Raw genomic sequence first — 26,972 nt, forward strand, 5'->3', positions numbered from 1 at the left:
GTGCTCGACTTCATTTATTACCCGGTGTCGGCCATTCTGTGGTTCTGGCACAGGGTCTTCGGGTTCGCGCTGGGCAAGGACAATGGTCTGGCCTGGGCGCTGGCCGTGGTGTTCCTGGTCTTCACGCTCCGGCTGGTGCTGTACAAGCCGTTCGTGAAGCAGGTGCGCACGACTCGGCAGATGCAGGAGTTGCAGCCGCAGATCAAGGAACTGCAGAAGAAGTACAAGAACGATCGTCAGCAGATGACGGTCGAGATGCAGAAGCTGCAGAAGGACCACGGCTTCAACCCCCTCATGGGCTGCCTCCCGGTGCTGCTGCAGGTTCCGGTCTTCCTCGGTCTGTTCCATGTGCTGCGCTCGTTCAACCGCACCGGGCACGGCTTCGGCCAGCTCGGTATGACCCCGTACGAGAACGCGCACACCGCGAACTATCTCTTCAACCCGGATGATGTTCAATCCTTCTTGCGGGCGCGTATTTTCGGCGCGCCGCTGTCGTCGTTCATCACCGAGCCGCAGAGCGTGCTCAACTCCTTCGCCGACTACGGCGGCATTCCGGACAAGCTGAATATCGCCCTGGTCTCCATTCCGCTCATGGTGATCGCCGGTCTGGCAACGCATTTCAATGCCCGCGCCTCGGTGGCCCGGCAGAGTGCGGAGGCCGCGGCCAATCCGCAGGCCGCGCTGATGAACAAGCTGGCGCTGTGGGTGTTCCCGCTCGGCGTGCTCGTCGGTGGCCCGTTCCTGATGATCGCCGTCCTGATCTACTGGGTCTCCAACAACATCTGGACCTACGGACAGCAGCACCTCGTCTTCGGCGGCATGGAGAAGGAAGAAGAGGAGAAGAAGGCCGCCGCCCTGGAGCGCCGGGCCGCGAACGCCCCGAAGCCGGGGGCCAAGCCGGTCGATACGCGCAAGAAGCAGGACGCCAAGGTCGATGCCGACTCCGTTGCGGTCGACGGCGAGACGCCCAAGGCCGTCCAGAACGGCTCCAAGCCCGCGGCGGGCGCGCGCCCGGCGGGCGGCAAGAAGCGGTCCGGCAATCGCGGTCGCGCCAATCAGAAGCGCCGCCGCTGATCCTGCCGCGCACGCTCGACGGCCCTCAGAAGCTTCGACGGCGCAGTGCGCCGACAACTCCAGATGAAGGAAACAACCATGACTGTTGATACCGACGGAGGGGACCCCACAGTGACGGCAGCGACCGCGGCATCGGATACCGCAACAGACGCCGTGCAGGACACCGAGGAAGCGCTCATCGAAGAGGGTGAGATCGCGGGCGACTACCTGGAGCAGTTGCTCGATGTGCTCGACTTCGACGGCGATATCGATCTCGATGTCGAGGGCGATCGGGCCGTGGTGAGCATCGACGGTGGCAAGGATCCGACGAAGCTGGTCGGTCGTCGCGGTGAAGTCCTGGACGCGCTCCAGGAGCTCACCCGGCTGGCCGTGCAGCAGGCCACCGGCGTGCGCAGCCGCCTCATGCTCGATGTGGCCGGTTGGCGCGCCAAGCGCCGTTCGGAGCTGAGCGCGCTCGGTACCGAGGCCGGTAAGCGGGTCCTGGAAACCGGTGAGCGCGAGGCCCTCTCCCCCATGACCCCGTTCGAGCGCAAGATCGTGCACGACGCGGTCGCTGCCCTCGACGGTGTTGTCAGCGAGAGCGAAGGCGTGGAGCCGAACCGCAGGGTGGTCGTCCTCCCCGCCTGACACGCACACCGCTTCTAGCCAGGGCCCCCGCGTCGAACAGACCGGGGGCCCTACGCTTGTAATGAGTCCAGCCGCTCCCCTAGTTTTCGGAAGGATGTTTCACGTGGAACCTGGCACCGAGGTGACCGATCCGAATGGTCCGGTCGAGCCGCCAGCCGCGGCCGCGGTGGTCTTCGGGGACCGGCTGGATATGGCCCGGCGCTACTACGATGCGCTCGCGGGCGCGGGTGTGGAGCGCGGGCTGATCGGTCCGCGCGAGGTGCCGCGGCTGTGGGATAGGCACATCCTCAATTGCGCGGTCATCGGTGAACTCATCCCCCAGGGCGCCTCCGTGGTCGATATCGGCAGCGGTGCGGGACTGCCCGGCATCCCTCTCGCCATTGCCCGGCCCGATCTCCGGATCACCTTGGTGGAGCCGCTCTTGCGCCGCACAGTCTTCCTCGCTGAGTTCGTCAATGAGGTGGGACTGGACAACATCACCGTCGTGCGCGGGCGTGCGGAACAGGCGGGCGTGAAGAAGGAAGCGGGCGGCGCGGACTTCGTCACCTCCCGCGCGGTCGCGCCCCTGGCGAAGCTGGCCGGTTGGTCCATGCCGCTGGTGTACGAGCACGGACGGATGATCGCCCTCAAGGGAATCAGCGCCGCCGAGGAGTTGGAGCGCGATCGCGCCGAACTCACGAAGGCGGGCGCGGGTCATGCCGAAGTCATCGAGTGCGGTGCGGGCATTCTGGAGACCCCCACCTTCGTCATCCGCGCCGAGCGCCTCCCCCGCAGTGAACTCCGCGGCGCGAATCGCGCGGCCAAGCGCGCGGACCGCCCCAAGCGACACTGAGGCGTACTGGCCGAGACTATGTTTCACGGGAAACATCGTCACGGTGACGAAGCTGCGCTACTCTTCGTCCTCGTCCGGTCGGCATGTTTCACGGGAAACATCGACCGAAATTTCGTGCAAGGTGGACGATTTTGCGTGTCGCGTGAAGTTCGTTGCCGTTCAACTTCCGTATTGTGTCTCCTACTGGCAAGCTAGTGATCGTCGAGCGTGAGCGCACACCTGCGATGCCCGGCAGGCTCGAAATCGGCTGCACGTCAGTTGGGAACGGCGTCCGGAATGGGTATCGATCGCGCACCTCATACCTCCTCGGTTCCAACGCAGCGCTGCGTGTCGGAATGGCAGCGGCAGTCCCGCTCCCCCGGCACGTGCGCTGTCGCGGCTGCTGCCAGGTGCGGAAATCAGCTCGGCCACGTGTCTTTGAGTTCTCGGGGTTAGGAGCCTGTATGTCCAACGGTCCGGCGAATGTTTCACGGGAAACAACGTCCCGGGTTCCCGGCATGCTCGATACCGGTGCCTTCGACGTGGAGGAGTTCAGCCGCACTCCGTTCGGGAACATCTCCGCCAACGAGACTCCCATTGCCGCCGAAGCCCAGCGCGCCAGCCAGGTGCTGCACCCTGGCAATGCCTCCCTGCCGCGTCCGCGGGAGCAGCGCATCATCACCATCGCCAATCAGAAGGGCGGCGTCGGCAAGACCACGACCGCCGTGAATCTGGCCGCCGCACTTGCCATCCAGGGGATGCGGGTGCTGGTCATCGATCTCGACCCGCAGGGCAATGCCAGCACGGCGCTTGGCATCGAACACCACTCGGGTATTCCGTCGAGCTACGAACTCCTCATCGGCGAGTGCACGGTGCAGGAGGCCATTCAGCAGAGCCCGCACAGTGAACGGCTGCTGTGTATTCCGGCCACCATCGATCTCGCGGGTGCGGAGATCGAGCTCGTCTCCATGGTCGCCCGCGAGGGTCGGTTGAAGCAGGCCATCCAGGAGGCCAACCTCGCCGGGTACGACATCGACTACGTCATGATCGACTGCCCGCCCTCGCTCGGCCTGCTCACGGTGAACGCCATGGTCGCCGCCAAGGAGGTCCTCATCCCCATTCAGTGCGAGTACTACGCACTGGAGGGCGTGGGGCAGTTGCTGCGCAATATCGGACTGGTGCAGTCGCATCTGAATCCCGAATTGCATGTCTCCACCGTTGTTCTCACCATGTACGACGGCCGCACCAAACTGGCCGACCAGGTGGCCGAGGAAGTCCGCACGCACTTCGGCGATGCGGTGCTGCGCTCGGTCATCCCCCGCAGCGTCAAGGTTTCCGAGGCGCCCGGCTACGGCATGACGGTGCTCGATTACGATCCGGGTTCGCGCGGTGCGATGAGTTATCTCGATGCCGGACGGGAGATGGCGGCTCGTTCGGCGCGTCAAACCGGTGCGGGGACGCTGCCCAACGCAGAATCCGATATGTAGTGAATTTCCGGTGCGGTGAACAACCCGGTGTAGTTGGACAACGAAAGGGGTCGGTAGACCGATGAGTCAGGCGAAGAAGGGTGGACTCGGACGCGGTCTCGCCGCACTGATCCCGACCGGGCCCACGGCCACCCAGGGGCTGGGCAGTGCCGCCGCGAACGTCGTCATCGGTCTCGATCCGATCGGGCCGCAACCGGCTTCGGCCTTCCTGCACCGGGTCCCGGATCCGACGGATGTCGTCGACGGCGTCGATGCGGGCGCGGTGTACCGGGAGATTCCGCCGGGCGATATCGAGCCGAATCCCAAGCAGCCGCGCCAGGTCTTCGATGACGAGGCGCTCGCCGAACTGGTGCACTCCATCAAGGAATTCGGCCTCATGCAGCCGATCGTGGTGCGCCAGGTCGAATCCGGGCCGCAGCCGAAGTATCAGCTCATCATGGGCGAGCGGCGGTGGCGCGCGAGCCAGGAGGCGGGCCTGTCCGCCATTCCGGCCATTGTGCGCGAGACCGCCGATGAATCGCTGCTCCGGGATGCGTTGCTGGAGAACATTCATCGCGTCCAGCTGAATCCGCTCGAAGAGGCGGCGGCCTATCAGCAGCTGCTGGAGGAGTTCGGCGTCACCCACGAGGAACTGGCTTCCCGAATCGGCCGGTCCCGTCCGGTCGTGACGAATATGATTCGCCTGCTGAAACTTCCGATTCCGGTGCAGCGCCGGGTCGCGGCGGGCGTGCTCTCCGCGGGTCATGCTCGCGCGCTGCTCGGTTTGGAGGGCGGCGCCGAGGTACAGATCGACCTCGCCGAGCGGATCGTGAAGGAAGGCATGTCGGTCCGGTCCACCGAGGAGGCCGTCACACTGGCCAATCGGAATCCGGATGCGGCCGTCACTCCCCCGGCGCCCAAGCGGAAGCCGATTCAGATGCCGGGCCTCCAGGATGTGGCGGAGCGGTTGTCGGAGTCGTTCGATACTCGCGTCACGGTGAGTCTCGGCAAGCGCAAGGGCAAGATCACCGTCGAATTCGGTTCGATCGACGATTTGGAACGAATCGTAAGCCTGATGGAGCAGTCGAAGCTGTAGCGGAGCCCCACCCAGAGGGTCGGGGCCGAAACGTCACTGTGACGCGGGGCCTGATGCCCTCGACGTCAGGTCCTGACACTATGGAAGAGGCGTGATTGCTTTGATCGCTTATTCTTGCTGGCGAGTAGATATTGATGCGACGTGAGTGTGGATGAATCGGACAGCTGGAGGCTGAGCAGAGCGGTGTCGACCAGCGTTACCGCACTTACCCTCAGCGGACTCGACAAACTTCCGGGCCACGCGCGCCGATGCGTGTTCTGGGAGATGGATCCGGCCGTGGCGGCGGACTCCCGCAGTTTCAGTGACCCGGTCTTCGAGAAGGAGGCCTGGCTGTCCACCGTCATGCTCGAATGGGGCTCCTGTGGACAGGTGGCTCTCGTGGACGGGCAGTCGGCCGGATGCGCGCTGTACGCGCCGCCGCGGGTGGTGCCGCGCGCCGGGTTGTTCCCCACCTCCCCCGTCAGCCCGGATGCCGTCCTGCTGACCACGCTGCGGGCCGAAATGCCCTATCAGCAGACCGATGTAGCCCATCAGCTGATTCAGGCCGTGGTGGGCGATCTGATGCGTCGTGGCGTGCGGGCCATCGAGGCGTTCGGGATGCGGTGGGATCCGCCCACGACCGCCATGTCGGAGTGGGCCGGGTCCATGATGTTCCTGGAGCGCATTGCGCCCACTCCCCTGCGGGCGCCGCGCAGCCCCTCGCATGCGGATGGCTGCTTGCCCGAGGCGTGCATGATCGATGCCGATTTCCTCGAGGATGTGGGTTTCAAAGTGGTTGCCTCGCATCACCGGTTCCCCCGGCTGCGCCTGGAACTCGATAGTGACCATCTCTGGAAGGAAGACGTCGAACGGGCGCTCGATCAGCTGCTCGCCGCGGCGGAACTGACCATGCCCACGCGCATGGTCACCCTCTGATCGAAAAAAGGGGGTAGGAGCTGAAAAGCTCCTACCCCTTACTTCTTTCGTCTCACATACGGTCGGCGGCCGCCAACTCTTCGGCGAGCAGTTCCGCGAACGTGTAAGTGCCCGTGGGCTGATCGTCCTGGCCGAGCAGGTAGAGGCGCTTGACCGAGATGAGGATGGCTTCGGCGATCACATCGCGCATGCGCGGGTTGGTGAGGACCGAGGAGTCGTATTCGCTGGTGAGGTAACCGATGTCGACCTGGACGGTGGGCATCTTGGTGAGGCGCAGCAGATCCCAGGTGCGGGCGTGGGTCCGGCAGTCCTGCAAGGAGGTTCGGGCCACGATCTCGCGCTGGATGAAGCCCGCCAGGACCTGGCCGATCATCGAGGTGGAGCCGTGCGAATTGCCGAAGTGGAAGCTGGCGACGCCGCTGGCCGCACCGCTGGGGTTGCCCGCGCAGCGCAGCGAGATCATGAGGTCGGCGTCGAAAGTATTGGAGGTCTCGGCCCGTTCGGCATCGGAGGGGTTGGCGCCCCACGGCCGGGACAGGAAGGTCTCCATACCGGTGGCGGCCATGCGGCCCTCGAGTCGGCTGGCCAGATCCCACAGGATCTCCGATTCGTACACGTCGCCGAATTCGGTGGGCACGGCCGAGCCCTTGTCCGGGCCGCCCAGGCCCGGATCGATGACGATGCGCTTACCGGTGAGCTGCGGCCCGGCCCGGTGAACCACCTCTTCCTCGGCAATGCGATGCGGATTGCCGCCGGTCACCCTGGCGCCGAGCAGATCCAGCGAGCGCAGCGTGTCCGGACCGCAGATGCCGTCCGAGGACAGGCCGATCTCGCGCTGGAAGGAGGTGAGCGCGTCATGGGTGTGCGGGCCGAAATAGCCGTCCACGCGGTGCACGTAGAAGCCGAGGTCCTGTAGCCGCCGCTGCAGGGTGGCGACATCGTCGCCGTACAGCGGCGCCGACAGCTGATAGATGAGGGTGCGGGCGCCGAGCCGGTAGGACGCCTCTTTCAGCGCCCGATAGGTGGCCGGGCCGACCACGCCGTCCACGAGCAGGCCGCGATGCTGCTGGAAAGCGCGTACCGCGGAATCGAGATCGTGATCGAAGGTGGCGTCGGCGTCCTTCCAGTACTCCCCGTTCCCGGCGACCGGATCGGAATGGGGGTGTGTGTGCAGGAATCCGAGGCTTGCCAGGGTGCTCCGAACCTCAGCTACGGCTGGTCCAGTATCGCCGTGACGAAGTCGGTGCATGCGTAAGAGCCCTTTCCTTCCGCCAGCCCGGGTACCCACTCGCGCGCAGGTTCACACCTGCCCACGACCGGTGCGTCGGTCGATTGTCGCAGACCCGGACGGATTATCGGCAACTGTCGAGTGCAGGCATCCTATCCGGGCGCCAGCGTCAGGGGGCGGAGGCGGGAAGCTTGCGTAACCACGCAGGCCCCCGCTGGCGCCCACATCCTACACAGCGTCGTTAGAGCACACCTTCGAGTTCACGGAGAAGGGCGGCTTTGCCTTTGGCGCCGACGATCCGCTTGACTTCCTTACCGCCCTGGAACAGCACCATGGTGGGCAGGGACAGAATGCCGTAGTGCTTGGCGCTCTCCGGATTGTTGTCGGCGTCGACCTTGGCGATGGTGATCTTGTCCGAGTTGGTGGCGGCGATCTCCTCCAGCACCGGGGCCACCATCTTGCACGGACCGCACCAGGCCGCCCAGAAGTCGACCAGGACTGGCTTCTCGCTCAACAGCACGTCGTCGGCGAAGGAGGCGTCGGTGACGGTCTTCGTGGCGGTGGTCTTGGCGTCGGACATGGAGACTCCTCTTAGTTGTTCACTTCGACCGGCTGACCGGCGTGTTCGAGAGTATTGCTGGTGATGTCGCCCTGCTCGGCCAGCCAGCGTTCGGCGTCGATGGCGGCGCGGCAGCCGGTGCCCGCGGCGGTGATGGCCTGCCGGTAGGTGTGGTCGACCAGGTCACCGGCGGCGAAGACGCCGGGGATCGAGGTGTAGGTGGTCGGATCCTGGACCTTCACATAGCCGTCCGGATCCAGATCGACCTGACCGGCGACCAGTTCGCTGCGCGGATCGTGGCCGATGGCGACGAACAGGCCGGTGGCGGCCAGCTCGGTGACCTCGCCGGTGCGGGTATCGCGCAGGCTCAGGCTGGTGACACTGGAATCACCGTGCACTTCAACCACTTCCGCGTTCAGCACGAAGCGGATCTTGTCGTTGTTCTTGGCGCGGTCCAGCATGATGCGTGAGGCGCGGAACTCCTCGCGGCGGTGCACCACGGTGACGCTGGAGGCGAATTTGGTGAGGAAGATGGCCTCTTCCATGGCGGAGTCGCCGCCGCCGACCACCACGATGTCCTGGCCCTTGAAGAAGAAGCCGTCGCAGGTGGCGCAGGCGCTGACGCCGCGGCCGAGCAGCTTCTGCTCACCCGGGACGTTCAGGTAGCGGGCCGCGGAGCCCATGGCCAGGATGACGGCGTAGGCCTCGAAGGTCTCGTCGCCGACGGTGACCTTCTTGATGGCGCCGGAGAGGTCGAGGGCGTCGACGTCCTCGGTGCGGATGTCCGCGCCGAAGCGCTTGGCCTGCTCGCGCATCTCCTCCATGAGGTCGGGGCCCATGATGCCCTCCCGGAAGCCCGGGAAGTTCTCCACCTCGGTGGTGGTCATGAGCGCGCCGCCGAACTGGGTGCCCTCGAAGAGCAGGGGTTCGAGTTCCGCACGTGCCGCGTAGACAGCTGCCGTGTAGCCGGCAGGTCCGGAACCGACGATGATCAGGTCGCGAACAGGCGTACTCAAGGGACCCTCCGAGGAAGTTGTTGGACAAGCGTGTCGGTCAACAACAGGGTAAACGGCCTTGTTCCCCGGGTTGCGTCACGCCTGTTCAGCCGATATCGGAGCTGGCGAGGAGCTGCGGATTGCCCGTCGTGCAGCCTGCTCCCAGGACGGCGGCGGTGATCGTGGGGGCTTCCGGTCCGGCGAGCAGGACCAGGACCGCTTTCTGGCCGGAGTAGGTGACGTTGCGGGAGCCGAGGAGGGGGCGGTCCAGGTCGGTGGCGCGTAGGCAGTCGGTGAGGGCGTCGCCTTCGGCCAGGGGGCCGGTGATGTCGTGGCGGCCCATGGCGGTGAGTACGTCGGTGTGGGGTAGATCGGCGGCCAGTTGGAAGTCGGCGGCGGGGACGGGGGTGGGGGCGACCTCGCGGGAGCGGATGGCGTCGACGGCCACCACGGCGCCCGCCAGGAGGGCGACGGCGGCCGCGGCGGCGGTGAGCCAGCGCAGGCGGCGGGCGGTGCGTTCGTCGAATCGCGGTGGCTCGGGGGCGAATTCCGGATCGTAGGGTTCGTCGTCGAGGGCCCGGAAGTCGAGTTGCCCGGTATCGGCCAGCGCATTGGTGAGGGCGGGCATGGGCGCGGTGGGGGGCGGGGCCGGATGGGTGGAGCGGTTGGGGGCGCGGAACTGGTGCACGGTGCCGACCTGCTGTTCTCCGGTGGCGGTGAGGTCGGCGGTGACCAGATCGTCGATCATCCGCTCGAGTTTGGCCGCCACGGCCGGGGGCATGGGGTGGGCGATGGATTCGTCGCGGGCCAGGTCGTGCAGGCGGGTGTTCACCCGATCGAGCGAGGCCAGGTAGTGTATGGCGGCCGGATCGCGGCGGACCGCGGACCACAGCCGCTCGGACAACTCCGCCGGAATGTTCCCGGCGTGCAGATCGGCGAGCAGTTCGGGGGAGAACGGCGGGCCGGAGATCGTCCCGGCCGCCATCGCTCCTCCTGCGTTCTCGTCCATCGCCCCTCCAGATCGGGTCCGATAAGGAATTCAGCTGTACATGGAATTCAAGTGTGCTTCGAGGCGCTGGCGGCCGCGGGCGCACCGGCTCTTGACGGTTCCCACCGGAACTCCCAGGAGCGCAGCGGCATCCGCGACCGAATAACCCTCCAGTTCCACGGCGACCAGTGCGCTGCGCTGTTCGGCGGGGAGCGTGAACAGTGCGGCGTCGACGATCAGCGTGGTTTCCAGGTCCGCGAAATCGTCGCGGGCGTAAGGGCGTTCGGCTAGCGACTCTGCGGGCAACGTTACCGTGTGCCGGGTCTTGTTGTGGCGTATCCGATCCAGGCACGCGTTCACGACTATGCGGTGTAACCAGGTGCGGACCTCGGCATCGCCGCGATAGGAGGTGGCGCCGCGATGGGCGGACAACAGCGCGTCCTGCAGAGCGTCGGCGGCGTCCTCGGGGGCGCGGCACACGCGCAGGGCGGTCTGCCAGAGGTGATCGCGATGACGCCGCAATAGTTCGGCGAACGCGTGCCGCTCGCCGATGGCGTGCGCGGCCAGCAGTTCGCGGTCGGAGGCTTCGACCGTCGTCGTCCGGTACTCGTTCGCTGCCGACATACAACCCCTAGGACGGGCGCTGCTTCATTGCGTGAAAAACCAGGACCGGAGACGCGGATCCTGGGCGGTCCCCTACGAAGAAATCGGCAAGATCATATCGAGGATAACGATTCGGTAGCAATGGATTGGCCCAGAAAAGTGCAGCTAGCGGGGCTGCATCGGGCGAACCGGACTACTAGGGCGAGGCTTCGAAGCGCACTTCGGCAATGGCCGACTGGAACTGTCCCCCGTTGTTACCCAGAGCCGTGATCCAGACCAGTACATAGCGGGCGGGCTGATCGGCCTTCACCGTGATCTCGGTGAGCCCGTCGCCGAGGGTCGCCGACCCGATCAGCTGTGTCTGATCGAGGGTCGGCGAGGCGGTCGGCGAGGTGCGGATCTCGACCTGGGTGCCCGGCGCGGGCGAGTCGATGATCACCTTGGTGAGCTTGGACGGGCTGCCCAGCGTGGCCAGCACCCCCACGCCCTTCTTGAGCGCGGGGAACTGCTGGAAGTATGCGTCGGTGCGCCACACCGTGCTGGGGTTGTTGTCCAGCACGGCGCCGATGCTGCCGACATTGTCGGGCGTGCCCTCCGGCGAGAACACCATGGCCCCGGTCACCGGCACCGGCACGCCGCCCGCCGCGACCGCGGACGGGGAGGTCTCGGCCGGGCTGCTGCCGGGCACGGCCGGGGCCGAACTGGAGGTGGTCAGGCCGATATTGCGCTGCTCGTTGAGCGGTTCGCTGGAGGTGCCGGGCGCGAAAACGCTCAGCAGCCACCAGATGATGACGCCCACCACCAGCGCGGCCAGTACGCCGAGCCCGACCAGGATCCACATCATCCGCTGCGAGCGTTCCTTCTCGGCGGCGAGCAGTTCCGGATCGGCCAGGGTCTCGTCCGGCGCGCTCGGGGGCCGTTGGCCCAGTCGCAGCACCGGAATGAAATCGGTCTTCTGGTCCACCACCGACGCCTGTTCCAGCACGTGCTGGACGGTCGCGGCGGTGCGCACGCCCTTATTGGATTCCAGCGAGCGCACCGCGACAGCGGAGATCTCGAAGGGCACCTCGGGCCGAATCGTTCTGAGCTCCACCGGCGTTCCGTCCGGCCCGAAATCTGCTAGGGGCAGTCCGCCCACGGTGGCCGCGCTGCCGGTCAGTCCGCCGGTGCGGATCGGCCAGTGCGCGGTGATGAGCGCGTAGAGCATGGCGCCCAGGCCGCGCACATCCGATTGCGCGTCGGAGTCCGACAGCGTGCCCGGGAAGGCGAGCACGGCATCGCCGGTGGCGCTGATGCGCACCCGGTCCGGATGGTCGATGGACAGCGATCCGCCGCCGCGGTGCGCCATTTCGGCCGCCGCCGCCAGCGCCCGGATGGCGCGCGCCGCGCCGATGGGCGAGGGCACGGTATCGGCCATCTCCTTGAGCGAGCGGCCGGGCGTCCATTCGGCCACCACGATGCCGCCGGAGGAGCCGCGCACCACGTCGAGGACGCGGGCCAGGCCCGGCGAGTTGATCCGGCCCAGGCGCAGGGTGCGGGACAGGATCGCCTGCGGCCCATCGTGTCCGGAGTTGTCGGCGGCCTTCTGATCGGCGTCGACGAAGGTGAGAGCGACCTCGCGGTCGAGTTTCACATCCAGGGCCTGCCAGAACCTCAACCCGCGCGCACCGCCGTGACCGGCCAGCAGCCGGTAGCGGCCACCCGCCACCGAGGCGCCCGGAATCAGCTTGGGGCCGCGCTGGATTCGCTTGGTCGACTCCACCCGCATGGGCGGCATCATGGGCGAAACCGCCTCGTAGACGCCGGTTTCCGGACCACCGGTCGCGGGCTCGTCGTCCTCCGGTAGGTGCTCCGGTTCCCCGTGCTCGCCGGGATCCGCGGGACCGCTCGCGCCCCGGCCGACGGATTCGGGCGCGCCGCCCGGCTTTCCGGCTGCCGGAGGGGTATCCGTGGAGAGCCCGCCGCCCGCGGTCGCTGAAGATTCGGCGGCCGGGACACCGCCCGCCGCTTCGTCGCTCACCCTCGCTCCTCCTTCGCCGTGGTGTGTCGAAGACCGATAATTCGGGGCCGCAACCGGTTCGCCGGCATCCGACGGCGTGCGGGCACCGGCATCCGCGCGGGTGCCGGAGGCGCCGGATCCGGCGGTTGCGCTTCTCTGCGGAACAGGGTACGGGAACTCGCCCGTGCCGGTGATGTCAACCGCATCGGGTCGGATAACGGGCAGCACCATGGTCTGCGCGTCGAGATACGGATCGAAGCGGTAGTAGTACGGTGCGGCACGCAGATCCGGCTTCGGCAGCAGCGTGGTTTCGTGCAGGTCCTCGATCGGCTCGCCGTCGAGACCCAGATCGGGCTTGGGCGGCGTGATGCCCAGGCGGCGGGAGATGGCGACGGTGATGGCCACGATCTCCGGAATGCCCGCCAGGCGCATGAGCCCGAAGGCGACGGTGAACATGACGATGGCGTCGATGCCGACCCGGATGAACGAGCCGATGCCGCCGAAGGATTCCGACAGGCGGTCCAGCCCGATCACGGTGTCGGCGATGAGCATGACCGCGCCACCCGCCAGGGCGGCCAGGACGACGCGGGTGACGGTCTGGCCGACATTGGCCATGTGCAGATCGCCGAGGCTGCGGTGCAGCAACCAGCCGCCGATCACCGCGCCGGTGACGTAGCCGAGGCCATTGGCAACGCCGAGCGCGATCACCACGTGCTCGGCGGACACGAACGTCGGTGCCAGTACCGAGAGCAGGGTCTTGACGGCAGTGATGCCGAGGACGATCCAGGTTGGCGTCCAAGCCTGCTCGCGTGCGTAGAACACCCGCAGATGAATCAGCATCAGCGAGTACGGAATCAGAGTGAATGCCGACCATGACACCGCCTCGCCGAGGCGTCCGGCGCTGTCGGTGAACCGGCCGTAGCCGAGCAGGGCCTCACCGACCTGCGGTCCGGCGAAGGTCAGGAAGGTGACCACCGGGACCAGCGCGATCATGGTGAGACGGGTGGCGGTGCCGAGATCGTCCACCACGGCCGGAGTGTCGTCTGCGGCGGCATTGCGGCTCAGGCGCGGCATGATGGCCGTCAGCAGGGTCACGCCCAGCACGCCGTACGGCAATTGCAGCAGCAGCCAGGCATTTTGGTAGATGGCCGGTCCGGCGAGGTCGTGGCTGGACGAGACATTGGTAGCCACGATGAACCCGATCTGGCTGATCAGGACGTACAGGATGATGGCTGCGGCCATTCCGGCGAACTGCTTGAGCCGCGCGTCGATGCCCCACAGCGGCCGCAGGTCGATGCCCTCGCGGCGGATGGCGGGTACCAGGCTGACCGCTTGGACGATCACGCCGAGGGTTACGCCGATGCCCAGCACCAGCAGTTTTGGCTCGCTCATGCGGACCGGGTCGAGGGTGATCTCGCCCGGGGTCAGCGCATAGAAGATAAGGACGGTCAGGACCACGATGTTGTTCAGCACTGGTGCCCATGCGCCGGGCTTGAACACACCATGCGTGTTGAGGATGGCCATCAGCAGCGCCGACATGCCGTAGAAGACGATGGCGGGCAGCAGCAGGAAAGTCAGCGCGGTGGTCAGCTGCGTGCTGACCTGGCCATCCTCGGACAGGAAGATGTGTGTGGTGAGCACAGGCGCCGCGGCGGTCGCCAGGATGGTGCCGATCGCGAGCACGGTGAATGCGACGGTGAAGAGTCGCCGCACGAAGGCGGCACCACCATCGGCGTCTTCCTTCTCCGCGCGAACCAGAGTCGGGACGACGATCGCCGTGAGCACCGCGCCGAGCAGGAATTCCGAGATCATCATCGGAATCGTGTTGGCAACCGTGAAGGCCGAGGCGATGGCAGGGCCGAGCACCGCGAGCAGCAGCAGCTGTTTACCGAAACCGGTGATCCGGCTGATCAGCGTCGCGATGGCGATGGATCCGGTGTCGCGGACCAGCTTGGACTTCGAATTCTCGGCCCTCGCGGGCGCTTTCGCCCGCTGCGCCGTGGTCGTCGCCCCGGGCAGCTTGCGCGGTACGGGTTGCCGCTGCGGATTCGACATCGGAGGTGTCGGGTAGCGCTGCGGTCCCGGTCCGGGGGTCCGGTGCTGGTCCTGCGGTCTGCGATGTCCCCAGTGGTATCGCTCTTCGGGCTCCGGCGGGGCCGGTCGCTGGGGTCGCTGGGGCGGCATGGGGCGCTGCGGCGCTCCATGCCGCTGCATGATGGGCCCGGATTCGGAGGGGCGCGGTCCCCGCGCCGGTGGCGGACCGGACGGTTGACCCGATGGCGGGCGCCCGGGGGTCCCGTACGGATTTCCGGGCGGCGCTGGCGGAACGTTCCCGCGCGGGCCGGGTCCCTGCGGTCCGGGCCGGGATACGCCCGGAACCGGCCTGCCCGCACGGGGTCCCGGTTGCGGACCACCCGGTCCTGGTTGCGGACCACCCGGTCCTGGTTGCGGTCGGCCCTCTCCGGGTTGCAGTGGTTCCTCCCCTGGTTGCGGTGGACGCGGTCCGGGCTGTGGTCTCCGGGCGGGTTGCGGTCGCTGCCGCGGCCCTGGTTGAGGTGTCACGCCGCGTTCCCAGGGCGCGGAGGGCGCCCGGCGCGGTGGCGGCCCGTCGCTGCCTTCGGGTCGGCCGGATGAGCGTGGGCCGTCGCCGTACTCGCTCATCACGCCTCCTTTCGCAGCTCGCGTTTCCGCGCGCGCCGGAACCGGTTGACCCGGCGTCGGGTCTCCGGGTCGAAACCCTCATCGGCCGGGTCGGATTGGCCGCGGAAGCGGTGCCACAGCCGACGACCGGCCAGCAGGAGCAGCAGTGCGCCCGCGCACGCGGTAATTATTGCCAACACTTGACCGTAGGCGTTGGATCGCACCGATACCGATACGGCATTGCCGAGCGGCACCCCGTCGGGTGTGGTAAGTGCGATGGGGATCACCAGATTCCGGCTGTCCGACACTTCGGTCGGTATCTGGAAGGACCGGGTGCCCTTGGCCGGTAATACTTCCTCGCCGATATCTGCGATCTTCGTCTCGGCGGGCGCGCTGATCCGGAATTTCACCCGGATGGCGACGGGCAGGTCGTTGCGGGCCACCAGCAGCAGCGGGCTCTGTTCGGAGGCGAGGGTGTAGACGCCGCCGGGCGGCAGCACCGTCACCGAGCCGAAGAGGTCGGTCAGGGTGCGGGTGGTCTGATCGATCCGGCGTTGCGCGGTGGTGTCGGGCCCGCTGGATGCGGCCCGGCGATCGGACAGGGTGAGCGCCCGGATCAGATCGTCGCGCAGGGGATTGAGGAAGGCGCGCGGGCCCAGTTCCTGTTGCGGCACCTCGACCAGAGCGTTCATCAGTTCGGTAATGCGATGCGCCTGCTGCCGGACGGGTTCGGCGAAGTGCGCGGGCACCGCCTCATCGGCGGCCTGGGGTAAATAGTCCAGATCGTAGGGCTGCGGATCCGGCGGCTGGGCCAGCAGATCCGCGAAGGCGCGCGGGGTGGCGAGATTATTGCGGAAGAGCAGGTCGAGCTGGCCGAGCAGGGCGGTGGCCTCGTCCCGGTTGGCGCCCCACTGCTGCGGCGGCATGAGCAGGGCCGAGCGCGGCCGGTCGGGCTGGGCATCGAGCGCGCTCCAGGAGATGGCGCCGAGCGCGTCCTGCAGCCGGGCGGCGCGGGAGTCGTTGGTGACGTCGTAGTGCACCGTCTCCGGGGTGAACGGCGGGGTCGGCGGGTGCGAGCCGACGGCGGCGAGCGCGGTGGCGGACCAGATGTCGAAGGTGGCGGCCCGTAGTTCCGGCGCGGCGGGCGGCGGCGTGCCGTCGGTGGCGGGCGCCGGGCCGGTAATGCCCGCCAGCCGCACCACATCCGGGTACACCGGATCGGCGGGCTCGCCGGGGACCTTGGCGGCGGTGAGGTTCGACGTCGCCTCGCCCTGGCCGATCGCATTACCGGCCAGCACGGTGGTGGTGAAGCCGTGCGCGGCGAAGAGCGCGGCCGCCTCGTCGTCGATGGTCCCGGCGTCGGGAACGGCCACCCCGCGCACGGATTTCACCGACAGCAGCGAATCCACCAGGTCCGCGGGCCCGTTGAGCGCCCGGTCGGCCAGGGTGACATCGCCGACCGCGGCCAGCGCCGTCGGGTCGACCTGCGCGAACGGCAGGGCCACCACGCACATTCGGGAGGCCGTGGCGCGCAGTCGTTCCAGCCATTCGGTGGCGGCGCGGGCCCCGCCGCCCGCGCGGGTGGGCCCGTCCGGATCCGAGGGGCTGGCCAGCACCCGATAGCCGTTCACCATGTCGGACACCGTGATCAGCAGGTCCGGGTCGATGGCCAGGCACAGCGCGCCGCTCAGATTGCGATCGCGTCCGGTGCCCGGTTCGAGCGCGCTCTCGAGGGCGGAGAGCAGTTGGTCGAGCCGCCCGCCCGAGGTGAGCGAGGCGGCCAGATCGTCATCGGTGAGCAGGGCCTGCCCGTCGGGGGATCCGGGTCGCCCGGCCACCAGCCGCGGCCGGTCGGCCAGCGGCCACAGCATGGTGGTGGCCACCGGCGCGCTGGGCGGGGGCGTCGCCGGAACGGGCTGCGCACCAGGATCTTTCGGATCGGCCGCGGGCGGCGGCACGCCGAGCACCGGGAGCAGGAAGCGGGCGTCGTCGAGGCGGGCCTGGCTGCCGTAGGCGGGTTCGCCGTTGACATTGAGCAGCAGCGGGTAGACACCCGGATCGGTGATGTCGAGCGCGGAGATCTCGCCGGGCAGATCGGCGGCGGAGTGCAGGGCGACGGTGAGGCTGAACTGTTTTCGCTGCCCGGGCGTCAATTTCTCGGCAATGTCCTGGAATTTGCCGGTGACGTCGTAGTTGATCTGATCCAGGCGCAGGGTGGAGCGCAGCCTGCTCGGCGTCGAGACGGCGGCGGCGCGCTGGATGCGCACGCTGATATCCGAGACCGGGCGATCGCCGATATTGGTGACGGTGCCCGACACCACGAAGTACGGATCGCTGGCCGCGGTAATGGTCGTCGGCGTCACCGAATCCAGGGACATCTTCAGGAATTTCGGCCCGGACTGCTGGCCGCTGCCATTGCCCGAGCCATTGCCGGTGGGTTGCGCCACCGCGAGCGGCGGGCACACGGTCAAAACGGTCAGCACCACCGCGACCAGGGACAGCATCCAGCGGTGCAGAGTCCCCTCGGTCCGAGTCGAGTGTGCCGCCGCGGTGTCCCCGTCAGGATGCCAAGACCCCGCACGCGTCATTGTCTGCCGTTCTCCATCCGGTCGATCAGCCGGTTCGCGACTTCGGCCAGCCTCCGTTCGTCCGCGTAGGCGAGGCGGGAGTCGAGTTCGCTCAAGGGAACCCAGGCCACCTTGGTGACCTCCACGTCGGCGTCGGACAGTTCCCCGCCCAGCGAGCGCATGAGGTAGTGGTGCACGGTCTTGTGCACGCGGCGGCCCTCGGTGACGAACCAGTAGTCGATGCTGCCGAGTTCGGCGACCACGGTGCCGTGGATGCCGGTCTCCTCCTGGACCTCCCGGATGGCGGTCTGCTCGGCGGTCTCCCCCTCTTCGATGTGTCCCTTGGGCAGCGACCACAGCAGGCGGCCGCGGCGATCGGTGCGACCGATCAGCGCGGCGCAGCGCTTCTCGCTGGGACCGTCCAGTCCGTCCACCACGAGCCCGCCCGCGGAGGTCTCGCGGACGGTGCGCATGCGCGGTTTGGCGGCACCACTCTTCGCAGCACCACCGGCCGAACCACCACGGCGCCGGGGCTGGCGACGTCGACTGTTCGCGCGATCGGCCGGGGACACTGCGCCAGTCTAACGGTGAACCCCCGCCGTACCCGCCCACTGCGGCCGGGTGTGGGTGGGGAAAGGATTTGCCTCACTCAACTAAGCTGCATTTTCGTGGTTTCGCCGAAGTCCGAGGAAGCAAGCGTGGATCGCCGTACCCGATTGCTGGCCGCGGCGGCCATAACCGTCGGTCGGCTCTCCGAGGTGCTGACCCCGCTGGGAGAGTTGTTCGCCGCCCGCGGGCACGAGCTGTACCTGGTGGGCGGGACGGTGCGCGATGCCATCCTGGGTCGGCTCGGCACCGATCTGGACTTCACCACCGATGCGCGGCCGGAGGTCGTGCAGGAGATGATGCGCGGCTGGGCCGATCATCTGTGGGACACCGGCGGACTGGCGTTCGGCACGGTGAGCGCGTCCAAGGACGGCCAGCAGCTGGAGATCACCACCTTCCGCAGCGACAGCTACGACCGGGTGTCGCGCAATCCGGAGGTCACCTTCGGCGACACCCTCGAGGCCGATCTGGTGCGGCGCGATTTCACCGTGAACGCCATGGTGGTGCGGATCGGCGCGCTGGGCGAGCTGGAATTCGTGGACCCGCTCAACGGTATGGAAGCCCTGCTCGAGGGCGTGCTGGATACGCCCGCGCTGCCGCAGGATTCGTTCCAGGACGATCCGCTGCGCATGCTGCGCGGCGCGCGCTTCGTCTCGCAGCTGGGTTTCCGGCTGGCGCCGCGGGTGCGGGCGGCCATTGTGGACATGGCTGCGGAGATCGATCGCATTACCGCCGAGCGGGTGCGCGCCGAACTGGACAAGCTCATCGGCGGCGAATACCCCACCGACGGTATCGATGTCATGGTCGAGACCGGCCTGGCCGAGCGGGTGCTGCCCGAGGTGCCCGCCATGCAGCTGGATATCGACGAGCACCACCAGCACAAGGACGTCTACCAGCATTCGCTGACCGTGCTGCGGCAGGCCATCGACCAGGAGGAGGGCGATCCGGACCTGGTGCTGCGCTGGGCCGCGCTGCTGCACGACATCGGCAAGCCGCCGACCAAGCGGAACGAGCCGGGCGGCGGCGTGAGCTTCCATCACCACGAGGTGGTAGGCGCGAAGATGGTGCGAAAGCGCATGCGCGCCTTGAAGTATCCCAAGCAGTTCACCGAGGATGTGGCGCGGCTGGTCTACCTGCACCTGCGGTTCCACGGCTACGGCAAGGGGCAGTGGACCGATTCCGCGGTGCGCCGCTACGTCACCGATGCCGACGAACTGCTCCCCCGCCTGCACAAACTGGTCCGCGCGGACTGCACCACCCGCAACAAGCGGCGTGCCGCCCTGCTGCGATCCACCTACGACGACCTGGAAACACGCATCGAGAAGCTCCAGGAGCAGGAGGATCTGGCCAGGGTGCGCCCGGATCTGGACGGCAACGCCATCATGGAACTACTCGACCTGAAACCCGGTCCGGACGTCGGCAAGGCGTGGAAGTTCCTCAAGGAACTGCGCTTGGACCGTGGCCCCATGGATCGGGACGAGGCCGAGGCAGCGCTGCTCAAGTGGTGGCGAACCCGGAGTGACGGGTAGTCAGAAGACGATGAGCGTCGTCCCGGCGACGATGGCCGAACGTATCTGAGCCAGATCGAAGGAGCCGGTGAGGCCGGGGATGTCGGCGGCGAAGTGGATGTGCTCGCCCTGTCGTTCGGCGCGCAAGATGCGGATCTGATTCGGCATGTCCGTCAAGGGAATCGCCTCCAGCCGGGTCATGCGGCGCGGGGCGCGGACCTTGCGCCAGTGGGCGCTGTGCACCGTGATGTGCAGGACATTGTCGGTGATCTCGGCGGCGGCCAGGGCGCGTATGCGCCGTCGGCGATGTTGCGCCAGGATCAGGCCGTCGGGTGCGAGTTCCAGGCGCCAGTCGGGCTGCCAGGTATTGATCCAATCCAGCAGTGCGGCAACGGAGATGACGCCGGTGAGATCCAGTTGCGCGGTGCGAATCCTGGTCGGGACGCCGGGAATGAGCCGCACGTCGTGTGCGATGACGGTGAGTTCCTCGATCGGATGCTCATTCCAATGCAGCCCGGTGAGCACGGTTTTGGTCTGGAAGTTGGCCCCGCGCCTGCGGACCTTCAGGGTGTGCAGGGTGGCGCGCAGGTCGTGCCCGAGAACGGTGGCGCTCACCTCCTGCCCGCCGAATTGGCTGAGGATGCCCTCCGACAGCAGTGTCATGAGCACATCGGGCATGAGGGCGGTGACCGTACCCGCTCCGAAGTCGGCGACCGGATCCAGCCATGCGGTGGTGAAGCTGGTCCATTGCTCCACCCAGCTCTGATCGAACAGGCGTTTTCCCAGGTCCATGCCCAAGTCCACCGCCCGCAAAGGTGACCAGGCCTTCGGATCGAAATACGTGGCCATGACCCGATCGAGAGTACTGGCCGTTGGTGACATCTCCGAATACGCCGAAGTGAGCTGGGACACTCCCCGTCAGGCGGCGGCGAGCGCGCGCAGGCCGTCGGCGCAGGCCGGGTACCGCGGTTTCCAGCCGAGTTCGGCCTTGGCCTTGGTGTTCGCGACGCGCAGGCTGGTGCCGGTCACGGTGTACATGTACGACATCGGGCGCAGCAGCCAGCGGGGCGCGGTGAACGGCTTGGGGGTGCCGAAGGTTTCGGCCAGCAGCCGGATGTGCGCGCCGAAGCCCAGCGGGCTGTCGTCCACGATGTTGTAGGCCGCGCCGGGGGTTCCGCCTTCGACCGCGAGCGCGACGGCGGTTCCGGCGTCGACGAGGTTCACCCACGGCAGCACCCGGTCGTCGTCGCGAACCGTCGGCAGCTGACGTTTACGCAGCATGCCGACCAGATTCTCGGTGTCGCCGGGGCCGTAGAAGAGTCCGTAGCGCAGGGAGATCCCTTCGATGCCGGGTGTATTCAGCATGAGTTCCTCCTTGACCCGCATGCCTTCCAGATGCGGCGCCACGGCGGGGTCGCCGCCGCTGCCGAACGGGTCGTTCTCGGTGAGGACGTGCGCGCCGAAGTCGCGGTAGCCGTAGCCGAACACCATGGATTCGGCGATCATTCGCCGCGCGCCGACGAGCCCGGTGGCCTCCATCAGATTGGCGGTGCCGGTGGTGCGCAGTGCGTTGGTGGCGTACATGTCCCGGTGGCGCATGGGCGCCTTGGCCAGGGCGGTCGCCGCGTGCACGACGGTGTCGATCCGCTGTCCTTCGACCGCGCGCAGCAGCTGATCGCGATTCATGAGGTCGGCGGTGATATCGGCGCTCGCGCCGCGGCCCAGGGCCAGGACGGTGTACACGTGTTGGCGTAGCGCCGCGGCGATGTGGTGGCCCAGGACTCCGCTCGCCCCGGCCAGCAGTACCTTTTTCGTATCGGTCATGTTCATGGGACAGGTAATGCCCGCGGGACGTGACATCACACCGTGTGACGCATGCCACAATGCAGGGCAGGAGCTGGGAGGGACGATGAGCTTGGATCTGAACAGCGACCTGGGCGAGGGTTTCGGCGCGTGGACCATGGGCGACGATGCCGCCATGCTGGACCTGGTGACCAGCGCCAATATCGCCTGCGGCTTCCACGCCGGGGATCCGTCGATCATGCGCCGCACCTGCGCGCTGGCCGTGGAGAAGGGCGTCCGCATCGGCGCGCACGTCGGCTATCGCGATCTGGCCGGTTTCGGCCGCCGGGCGCTGGCGGTGTCACCGGCCGAATTGCGGGACGAGACCCTGTACCAGATCGGCAGCCTGGACGGCTTCGCCCGCGCCGCCGGTGACCGGGTGCGCTGCGTGAAACCGCACGGGGCGCTCTATCACGCGGCCGCCGCGGACCGGGCGCTGGCGGATGCCCTGCTGACCGCCGTGCGCGAATTCGACAAGCGCCTGGTCCTGCTGGGTCCGGCGCACACCGAACTGGAGGCCGCCGCCCGCGAGGCCGGAATCCGGTTCTTCGCCGAGGGTTTCGCCGATCGGGCGTACACCTCCGAGGGCCTACTGGCGCCGCGCGGTCTGGCGGGCGCGGTGCTGGGCGCGGACGAGGCGGTGGCGCAGGCCCTGTCGATCGCCCGCTCCGGCAAGGCGGTCACGGTCGACGGCGGCACGGTGGCGGTCGCCGCCGCCAGCGTGTGCGTGCACGGCGATTCCCCCGCGGCCGTGGATATGGCCCGCCGGATTCGCGCCACCCTGGACGAGTCGCGAATCCCGTTGCGGCCCTTCATCTGACGGATACGAGATGAGCGATTCCGGAACCACTCCCGCCGCGGGCGATATTCGCCCGGCGGGCGATCGCGCGCTGCTGGTGATCCCGCCCCTGCGCGCCATGCTGCCCGACCTGGTCGAAGCCTTGCACCCCCGGCCCGCCGGAGTGGTGGACGTGCTGCCCGCGGCCGAAACCGTGTTGATCACCCTGACCTCGCCCGCCGCGGCCGAGCCGGTGCGCAAACGGCTGGCCGCCCTGCTGGCTCGACTGGATTCGCAGGCCCGGGTAGCGACCGGCGCGCGGGGCCTGCCCGGGTGGCGGCCCTCGGCCGCCGATTATCCGGAGGAGACGGTGGGCGGCAATGGTTTCCACGGCGAACCCCTGGTGATTCCGGTCCGCTACGACGGCGCGGATCTGCCCGATGTGGCCCGCCATCTCGGTTTGACGACGGCCGAGGTGATCGCCCAGCACACGGGGACCGAATGGCGTTGCGCCTTTGTGGGTTTCGCCCCGGGTTTCGGATATCTGGAATCCGCCGACGGCCGCCTGACGGTCCCCCGGCGCACGCAGTCCCGCACCGCCATCCCCGCGGGCGCGGTCGCCCTGGCCGGTGGCTATTCGGCCGTGTACCCCCGCAGCAGTCCCGGTGGCTGGCAGCTCATCGGCACCACCGAACTGGCCATGTGGGATGTCGAGCGCGATCCACCCGCCTTGGTACGAGCGGGAACTCGCGTCCGCTTCGTGGATGCCGGGACGTCGGGGGTGACGTCGTGATCCGGGTGGAGCGCGTGGGTCCCCTGGCCACCATTCAGGATCTGGGCCGTCCCGGCTGGTTCGACTCCGGAATGGGAACGGCGGGCGCGGCGGATCGCGGATCGCTGCGCCTGGCCAACCGCCTGGTTGGGAATCCGGAGGGCGCGGCGGCCATCGAGGCGCTGCTGGGCGGTCTGGAACTGCTCGCCGAGCGCCATCTCACCCTCGCGGTCGCCGGCGCGTCCGCCCCCGCCGCCGTCGACGGCTGCCCGGTCGGCGCGGCCAGCGTCCTGGAACTCGAACCGGGCCAACGCCTTCGGCTGGGTCTGGCCGCCACCGGGCTGCGCACCTATATCGCGGTCCGGGGCGGTATTGACGTGCCGCCGGTGCTCGGTTCGCGCAGCCTGGACACCATGTCCGGTATCGGCCCGCGACCGCTGCGCTCGGGCGATCTGCTCCCGGTCGGCGCGCCGCCGCGCGAGTATCCGATCGTGGATGTGGCCCCGGTGGCCGCGCCCGTGGGCGGACGCCTCACCATCCGGGTGATTGCGGGCCCGCGCGCCGACTGGTTCGCGAATACCGCGGTCCTGTTCGAGGGAGAATGGACGATCTCCTCCGAGACCGACCGCATCGGCGCCCGCCTGGATCGCCGCGGCGGCCCGCCGCTGTGCCGCCGCGATACCGGTGAATTGCCCACGGAGGGTATGGCGCTGGGCTCCATCCAGGTACCGCCCAGCGGGCAGCCGGTGGTCTTCCTGGCCGACCATCCCATTACCGGCGGCTATCCGGTGATCGGGGTGGTGGTCGACGCGGATGTGGACCTGGTCGCGCAGGCCTGCCCGGGTCAGGCGCTGCGCTTCCGCCCGTACCGCTGAACTCAGCGGCCCGGATTCACCACCGCGTGCATGAGGTAGACGTTGTAGGTCGCCCAGTGCGACATGGTGAAGTACAGATCGGTGCCGGTGGACCACGGATGGATGAAGCCGCCGTAGGACGACGGATAGTCCGAGGTGTCGATGAGCGCGACCGGTTCGGTCCAGGCGCTCTGCGGTGAGGTGGCGGTGCGCAGCACGAATTCATTGCGCTGCAGGTCGAGATAGACCATCTGCCACAGCCCGCTGGACTGGTCGAAGCGGACCGAGAGCTCGCTGGCGGTGCCGGAAATCAGTGGGGTGGCGAACAATTCGCTCGGCCCGACCGCCGGAATCCAGGCGCCGGAGACCCAGTACTGATACGCGGACTTGTTGAGCACCTGGTCGGCTGGCACCCGGGCCAGGCCGATGGTGCCGAAGCGGCCGTTCGGGGTGCCGAACATGTACACATAGCCCTCGTGCGGGACCATGCTGGTCACCTGGAAGCGGCTCAGCCCGAAGAAGTTGTCCCAGCGCGCCCATTGGGATTTGGTCCAGGTGCGGCCGTCGTCGTCGGACCAGGCGAGGCCGCCGAGGTAGGTCCACCACATGCCGGGCTGGTAGCGGCTCCACCGGTTGATGGACATATAGCTGAGGTACTGGCGGCCATTGAGGGTGAAACCCGAGGTCGGGATGGTGGTGATCTCGAAGTTGTCGACCTTGCGGCTGTCCAGGATCTCGGCCGCGTGGCAGCGGCTGTTCTGCACGAAGGTGTCGAGGGTGAGCCCGTCGCTCAGATCCCGGTCGGTGCTGTAGGCGATGGTATTGCTGCGCCAGTCCTGATCGCCGTTGCCCGCGCCCGGGAACTGCCAGCCCTTGCCGAAGGTGTCGCCGAAGACCACGGCCAGCTCACCGGGCTTGTTCTCCCAGAACAGGCCGAGATCGGTGCCGTCCACCGACCAGCGCATATCGGTGCGATTGGTGGAGCCGTGCCCGGTGACCTGATTGACCAGGCGCACCGATTCGACGGCGGGCGGCACGGGAGCCGGTGCGGCGGGAGCGAATTCGGGCAGTTGAATGGCGAGCGGCGGCGCGGGCTGCGGTTCCGGGAATTCCCCGCCCGGCACCGGGACCGGGACGATCTCGGTCTGCGGGACGAGTTCGGCGGTGCGCGGCGGCAGCGGGCCGTCGGCGCCCGCGCCACTGGGTTCGGAGGTGGGGAACGGCGGTTCGGTGACGGCCGGTGCGGTCGTGGCGGTGACCGGTGCCGTGGACGGATCACCTTCCGGCAGTGTGGTTTCCGGGACCGGATTGGGAATGTCGCGAATATCCGGGCAGGGATTGCGGCACGGATCGGCCGGGAGCGGCTCCGGTTCGATGCGGGTGTTGTCCGGGAGCGGGCCGGGTACCTCGACGGGAACGAATTCCGGTACGGGATAAGGGATTCGAATGGTCGGATCGGGCTGTGGTTGCGCCTGCACCGGTCTGGTGTCGCGATCGCGATAGAGCGGATCGAATCCGAATTCTCCGCAATCGTTCACCGGCGGCACCCACGCGGCCTCTTCGGCCCCACTGCGAATGGCGGGCAGCAGGACGGCGCCGACGGTGAGGACGCCGGAGATGACCAGTGCGGCACGGATTCCGGGGCTTCCGGGGCGCGGCGTGTCGGCGAGCATCGCCCTCACCGTATCAGCGCTCGGCGTGGCGGCGAGTGTTGAGCGCGATGGCGGCGATACCGATCGCGTAAATTCCGGCGGCGGCGACCACCACGCCCGGTGAGCGCCCGTCGGCGGGTATCCACAGCGCGGTGCCCGCCAGCGCCAGCACATAGGTGATGTTGAAGACGGTGTCCTGGAGGGCGAAGACCTGACCGCGATGGCCGTCGTCGATATCGATCTGCATGGCCGCGTCACCGGTGAGCTTGATGGTCTGCCCGGCCAGGCCCAGCAGGAAGGCGGCCGCGAGCAGCAGCAGTTCCGCGCGCCGCTCGGCGGCGCCGGTGGCGATGGTGACCGGTGTGACCAGGGCCAGTTGCACCACGATCGCGGCGATCAGCCCGGCCACCACGGTCCGGGAGCGGCCCAGGCGTGGAATCAGGAAGGGCGCCACCACCGCCGCGGCGAGAATGCCCGCCCCGGTGGCGGTAATGGCGACGCCGAACCGGGCAATGCTGTCCGCCCCGTCGCCGCGGCGCAGCACCAGCACCATGAGCAGGGTGTCGGCGCCGAAAACCATGCGATGCGCGCCGATTCCGAGCATGGCCGTGGTCACCTCGCGTGAGTGCCAGGCTGCGGTCGCGCCCTCCCGCAGTCCGGCGGCGACGGCGCGCACCGAGCCGCGGGTGCGCTCGGCGAGTTCGGGACCCAGGGCCCGGGACCGGAACCCGGCGCTCGCGATTCCGCCCAGGATCGATCCGGACGCGGCGGCCGCCACGGCCACCGCGGAGCCGAGATCACCCGCGCCGATCAGCCCGATAATGCCGAAGGCCAGGCTGGCGCCGACAATGGCGCAGCCCGAGGCCACGGTGGCCAGCACCGAATTCATGGGCACCAGCCAGCGCTGCGCGATCACCTTGGGCAGGGCGGCCGAGACGCCCGCGCCCACGAATCGCGAGATGCCGACCACCGCCAGGGCCAGCGCCAGCAGCGGACCGGAGGGGATTCCCGCCAGCAGTCCGATCGCGGCCACGCCGATGAGCAGGGCGCGCAGCAGATTCGCCACCAGCAGCACCAGGCGCCGATCCCAGCGATCCAGCAGCGCCCCGGCATAGGGCCCGATGATCGAATACGGCAGCAGCAGCGCCGCGAAGCCGCCCGCGATGGCCAGCGGATCGGTCTCGCGTTCCGGATTGAACAGGATGGCCCCGGACAGGGCGGCCTGGAACATGCCGTCGCCGAACTGCCCGGCGAAGCGCACGATGCTCAGCCGCAGGGCGCCGGGATTCTCGCGCAGCCCGGTGCGCAGGGTGGACAGTGCGCTGCGCAGGCGCGGACCGGTGGGCACGGGCCGGGTATCCGGTTCGGGGAGTGGTTCCGCCGCGGGCGTGT

22 protein-coding genes are annotated in these 26,972 nt (G+C 68.2%); 10 read left to right on the forward strand and 12 right to left on the reverse strand.

Features of this window, described 5'->3' with window-relative positions:
* From yidC to NC4_RS04245, 6 genes are all read left to right on the forward strand, one after another.
* Nucleotides 1-1,074 carry a membrane protein insertase YidC gene (yidC, locus tag NC4_RS04220; RefSeq protein ID WP_067532533.1) on the forward strand — a complete coding sequence of 358 codons (1,074 nt, stop codon included), beginning with the start codon at nucleotides 1-3 and terminating at the stop codon, nucleotides 1,072-1,074.
* 78 nt (nucleotides 1,075-1,152) lie between these two features.
* The gene (locus NC4_RS04225; RefSeq protein ID WP_067532644.1) at nucleotides 1,153-1,701 is read left to right on the forward strand and encodes a Jag family protein; all 549 of its coding nucleotides are present in this window, start codon (nucleotides 1,153-1,155) and stop codon (nucleotides 1,699-1,701) included.
* A gap of 94 nt (nucleotides 1,702-1,795) precedes the next feature.
* Nucleotides 1,796-2,533, forward strand: a complete 738-nt coding sequence (rsmG, locus tag NC4_RS04230) for a 16S rRNA (guanine(527)-N(7))-methyltransferase RsmG (RefSeq protein WP_067532536.1) — start codon at nucleotides 1,796-1,798, stop codon at nucleotides 2,531-2,533.
* Nucleotides 2,534-3,030: 497 nt separating this feature from the next.
* The gene (locus NC4_RS04235; protein WP_439957477.1) at nucleotides 3,031-3,999 is read left to right on the forward strand and encodes a ParA family protein; all 969 of its coding nucleotides are present in this window, start codon (nucleotides 3,031-3,033) and stop codon (nucleotides 3,997-3,999) included.
* 61 nt (nucleotides 4,000-4,060) lie between these two features.
* The gene (locus NC4_RS04240; protein WP_067532542.1) at nucleotides 4,061-5,074 is read left to right on the forward strand and encodes a ParB/RepB/Spo0J family partition protein; all 1,014 of its coding nucleotides are present in this window, start codon (nucleotides 4,061-4,063) and stop codon (nucleotides 5,072-5,074) included.
* A 183-nt stretch (nucleotides 5,075-5,257) separates the two neighbouring features.
* A complete protein-coding gene (locus NC4_RS04245; protein ID WP_067532545.1) occupies nucleotides 5,258-5,989 on the forward strand; it encodes a hypothetical protein in 732 nt (243 codons plus the stop codon).
* A gap of 52 nt (nucleotides 5,990-6,041) precedes the next feature.
* Here the strand turns inward: NC4_RS04245 and NC4_RS04250 are convergent, their stop codons facing one another.
* The 8 genes from NC4_RS04250 to NC4_RS04285 form a co-directional block, all read right to left on the reverse strand.
* A complete protein-coding gene (locus NC4_RS04250; RefSeq protein ID WP_067532548.1) occupies nucleotides 6,042-7,238 on the reverse strand; it encodes an N-acetylmuramoyl-L-alanine amidase in 1,197 nt (398 codons plus the stop codon).
* 220 nt (nucleotides 7,239-7,458) lie between these two features.
* Nucleotides 7,459-7,797, reverse strand: a complete 339-nt coding sequence (trxA, locus tag NC4_RS04255; RefSeq protein ID WP_067532551.1) for a thioredoxin — start codon at nucleotides 7,795-7,797, stop codon at nucleotides 7,459-7,461.
* An 11-nt stretch (nucleotides 7,798-7,808) separates the two neighbouring features.
* Nucleotides 7,809-8,792, reverse strand: a complete 984-nt coding sequence (trxB, locus tag NC4_RS04260) for a thioredoxin-disulfide reductase (protein ID WP_067532554.1) — start codon at nucleotides 8,790-8,792, stop codon at nucleotides 7,809-7,811.
* 85 nt (nucleotides 8,793-8,877) lie between these two features.
* Nucleotides 8,878-9,780, reverse strand: coding sequence for an RsmA family anti-sigma factor (locus NC4_RS04265; protein WP_067532557.1), 903 nt, complete (start codon nucleotides 9,778-9,780; stop codon nucleotides 8,878-8,880).
* 30 nt (nucleotides 9,781-9,810) lie between these two features.
* Nucleotides 9,811-10,383: an RNA polymerase sigma factor SigM gene (sigM, locus tag NC4_RS04270; RefSeq protein ID WP_067532562.1), complete on the reverse strand. Its 573-nt coding sequence runs from the start codon at nucleotides 10,381-10,383 to the stop codon at nucleotides 9,811-9,813.
* A gap of 175 nt (nucleotides 10,384-10,558) precedes the next feature.
* Complete coding sequence (locus NC4_RS04275) at nucleotides 10,559-14,416, reverse strand: lipid II flippase MurJ (protein ID WP_245721487.1); 3,858 nt, start codon at nucleotides 14,414-14,416, stop codon at nucleotides 10,559-10,561.
* 605 nt (nucleotides 14,417-15,021) lie between these two features.
* Complete coding sequence (locus tag NC4_RS04280) at nucleotides 15,022-17,505, reverse strand: DUF6049 family protein (protein WP_067532565.1); 2,484 nt, start codon at nucleotides 17,503-17,505, stop codon at nucleotides 15,022-15,024.
* Between the two features lie 80 nt (nucleotides 17,506-17,585).
* Nucleotides 17,586-18,140, reverse strand: a complete 555-nt coding sequence (locus NC4_RS04285) for an NUDIX hydrolase (RefSeq protein WP_084528471.1) — start codon at nucleotides 18,138-18,140, stop codon at nucleotides 17,586-17,588.
* Between the two features lie 126 nt (nucleotides 18,141-18,266).
* Between NC4_RS04285 and NC4_RS04290 the strand changes: the two genes are divergently transcribed.
* A complete protein-coding gene (locus NC4_RS04290) occupies nucleotides 18,267-19,703 on the forward strand; it encodes a CCA tRNA nucleotidyltransferase (RefSeq protein ID WP_157554264.1) in 1,437 nt (478 codons plus the stop codon).
* On the opposite strand, the gene NC4_RS04295 is transcribed toward NC4_RS04290, so the two are convergent.
* Both NC4_RS04295 and NC4_RS04300 read right to left on the reverse strand, forming a co-directional pair.
* Nucleotides 19,704-20,531: a hypothetical protein gene (locus NC4_RS04295; RefSeq protein ID WP_067532573.1), complete on the reverse strand. Its 828-nt coding sequence runs from the start codon at nucleotides 20,529-20,531 to the stop codon at nucleotides 19,704-19,706.
* Between the two features lie 69 nt (nucleotides 20,532-20,600).
* Nucleotides 20,601-21,506, reverse strand: coding sequence for an NAD-dependent epimerase/dehydratase family protein (locus tag NC4_RS04300; protein ID WP_067532649.1), 906 nt, complete (start codon nucleotides 21,504-21,506; stop codon nucleotides 20,601-20,603).
* 85 nt (nucleotides 21,507-21,591) lie between these two features.
* On the opposite strand from NC4_RS04300, the gene NC4_RS04305 reads away from it, so the two are divergent.
* From NC4_RS04305 to NC4_RS04315, 3 genes are read left to right on the forward strand one after another with little or no spacing between them, the layout of a single operon-like run.
* The gene (locus tag NC4_RS04305; RefSeq protein ID WP_067532576.1) at nucleotides 21,592-22,344 is read left to right on the forward strand and encodes a LamB/YcsF family protein; all 753 of its coding nucleotides are present in this window, start codon (nucleotides 21,592-21,594) and stop codon (nucleotides 22,342-22,344) included.
* 10 nt (nucleotides 22,345-22,354) lie between these two features.
* Complete coding sequence (locus NC4_RS41450; protein WP_067532579.1) at nucleotides 22,355-23,095, forward strand: 5-oxoprolinase subunit B family protein; 741 nt, start codon at nucleotides 22,355-22,357, stop codon at nucleotides 23,093-23,095.
* Nucleotides 23,092-23,949 carry a 5-oxoprolinase subunit C family protein gene (locus tag NC4_RS04315; protein ID WP_067532582.1) on the forward strand — a complete coding sequence of 286 codons (858 nt, stop codon included), beginning with the start codon at nucleotides 23,092-23,094 and terminating at the stop codon, nucleotides 23,947-23,949. Before NC4_RS41450 ends, NC4_RS04315 begins: the two co-directional genes overlap by 4 nt.
* A 2-nt stretch (nucleotides 23,950-23,951) precedes the next feature.
* Here NC4_RS04315 and NC4_RS04320 read toward each other — a convergent pair whose 3' ends face one another.
* Together NC4_RS04320 and NC4_RS04325 are read right to left on the reverse strand one after the other, a co-directional pair.
* Nucleotides 23,952-25,601 carry a glycoside hydrolase family 183 protein gene (locus NC4_RS04320; RefSeq protein ID WP_067532585.1) on the reverse strand — a complete coding sequence of 550 codons (1,650 nt, stop codon included), beginning with the start codon at nucleotides 25,599-25,601 and terminating at the stop codon, nucleotides 23,952-23,954.
* 13 nt (nucleotides 25,602-25,614) lie between these two features.
* Nucleotides 25,615-26,928 carry an MFS transporter gene (locus NC4_RS04325; RefSeq protein WP_067532652.1) on the reverse strand — a complete coding sequence of 438 codons (1,314 nt, stop codon included), beginning with the start codon at nucleotides 26,926-26,928 and terminating at the stop codon, nucleotides 25,615-25,617.
* Nucleotides 26,929-26,972 lie beyond the last annotated feature (44 nt).

This window comes from Nocardia crassostreae (assembly GCF_001613405.1).
Classification (GTDB): domain Bacteria; phylum Actinomycetota; class Actinomycetes; order Mycobacteriales; family Mycobacteriaceae; genus Nocardia; species Nocardia crassostreae.

What these genes read in the sequence shown, in the direction of transcription:
- NC4_RS04305 (WP_067532576.1), top strand. Translation starts at nt 21,592, where the DNA reads ATGAGCTTGGATCTGAACAGCGACCTGGGCGAGGGTTTCGGCGCGTGG.
- NC4_RS04300 (WP_067532649.1), bottom strand. Translation starts at nt 21,506, where the DNA reads ATGACCGATACGAAAAAGGTACTGCTGGCCGGGGCGAGCGGAGTCCTG.
- NC4_RS04320 (WP_067532585.1), bottom strand. Translation starts at nt 25,601, where the DNA reads ATGCTCGCCGACACGCCGCGCCCCGGAAGCCCCGGAATCCGTGCCGCA.
- NC4_RS04250 (WP_067532548.1), bottom strand. Translation starts at nt 7,238, where the DNA reads ATGCACCGACTTCGTCACGGCGATACTGGACCAGCCGTAGCTGAGGTT.
- NC4_RS04240 (WP_067532542.1), top strand. Translation starts at nt 4,061, where the DNA reads ATGAGTCAGGCGAAGAAGGGTGGACTCGGACGCGGTCTCGCCGCACTG.
- rsmG (WP_067532536.1), top strand. Translation starts at nt 1,796, where the DNA reads ATGTTTCACGTGGAACCTGGCACCGAGGTGACCGATCCGAATGGTCCG.
- NC4_RS04295 (WP_067532573.1), bottom strand. Translation starts at nt 20,531, where the DNA reads ATGGCCACGTATTTCGATCCGAAGGCCTGGTCACCTTTGCGGGCGGTG.
- trxA (WP_067532551.1), bottom strand. Translation starts at nt 7,797, where the DNA reads ATGTCCGACGCCAAGACCACCGCCACGAAGACCGTCACCGACGCCTCC.
- NC4_RS04265 (WP_067532557.1), bottom strand. Translation starts at nt 9,780, where the DNA reads ATGGACGAGAACGCAGGAGGAGCGATGGCGGCCGGGACGATCTCCGGC.
- NC4_RS04235 (WP_439957477.1), top strand. Translation starts at nt 3,031, where the DNA reads ATGCTCGATACCGGTGCCTTCGACGTGGAGGAGTTCAGCCGCACTCCG.
- NC4_RS04280 (WP_067532565.1), bottom strand. Translation starts at nt 17,505, where the DNA reads ATGCTGTCCCTGGTCGCGGTGGTGCTGACCGTTTTGACCGTGTGCCCG.
- NC4_RS41450 (WP_067532579.1), top strand. Translation starts at nt 22,355, where the DNA reads ATGAGCGATTCCGGAACCACTCCCGCCGCGGGCGATATTCGCCCGGCG.
- NC4_RS04275 (WP_245721487.1), bottom strand. Translation starts at nt 14,416, where the DNA reads ATGTCGAATCCGCAGCGGCAACCCGTACCGCGCAAGCTGCCCGGGGCG.
- NC4_RS04225 (WP_067532644.1), top strand. Translation starts at nt 1,153, where the DNA reads ATGACTGTTGATACCGACGGAGGGGACCCCACAGTGACGGCAGCGACC.
- sigM (WP_067532562.1), bottom strand. Translation starts at nt 10,383, where the DNA reads ATGTCGGCAGCGAACGAGTACCGGACGACGACGGTCGAAGCCTCCGAC.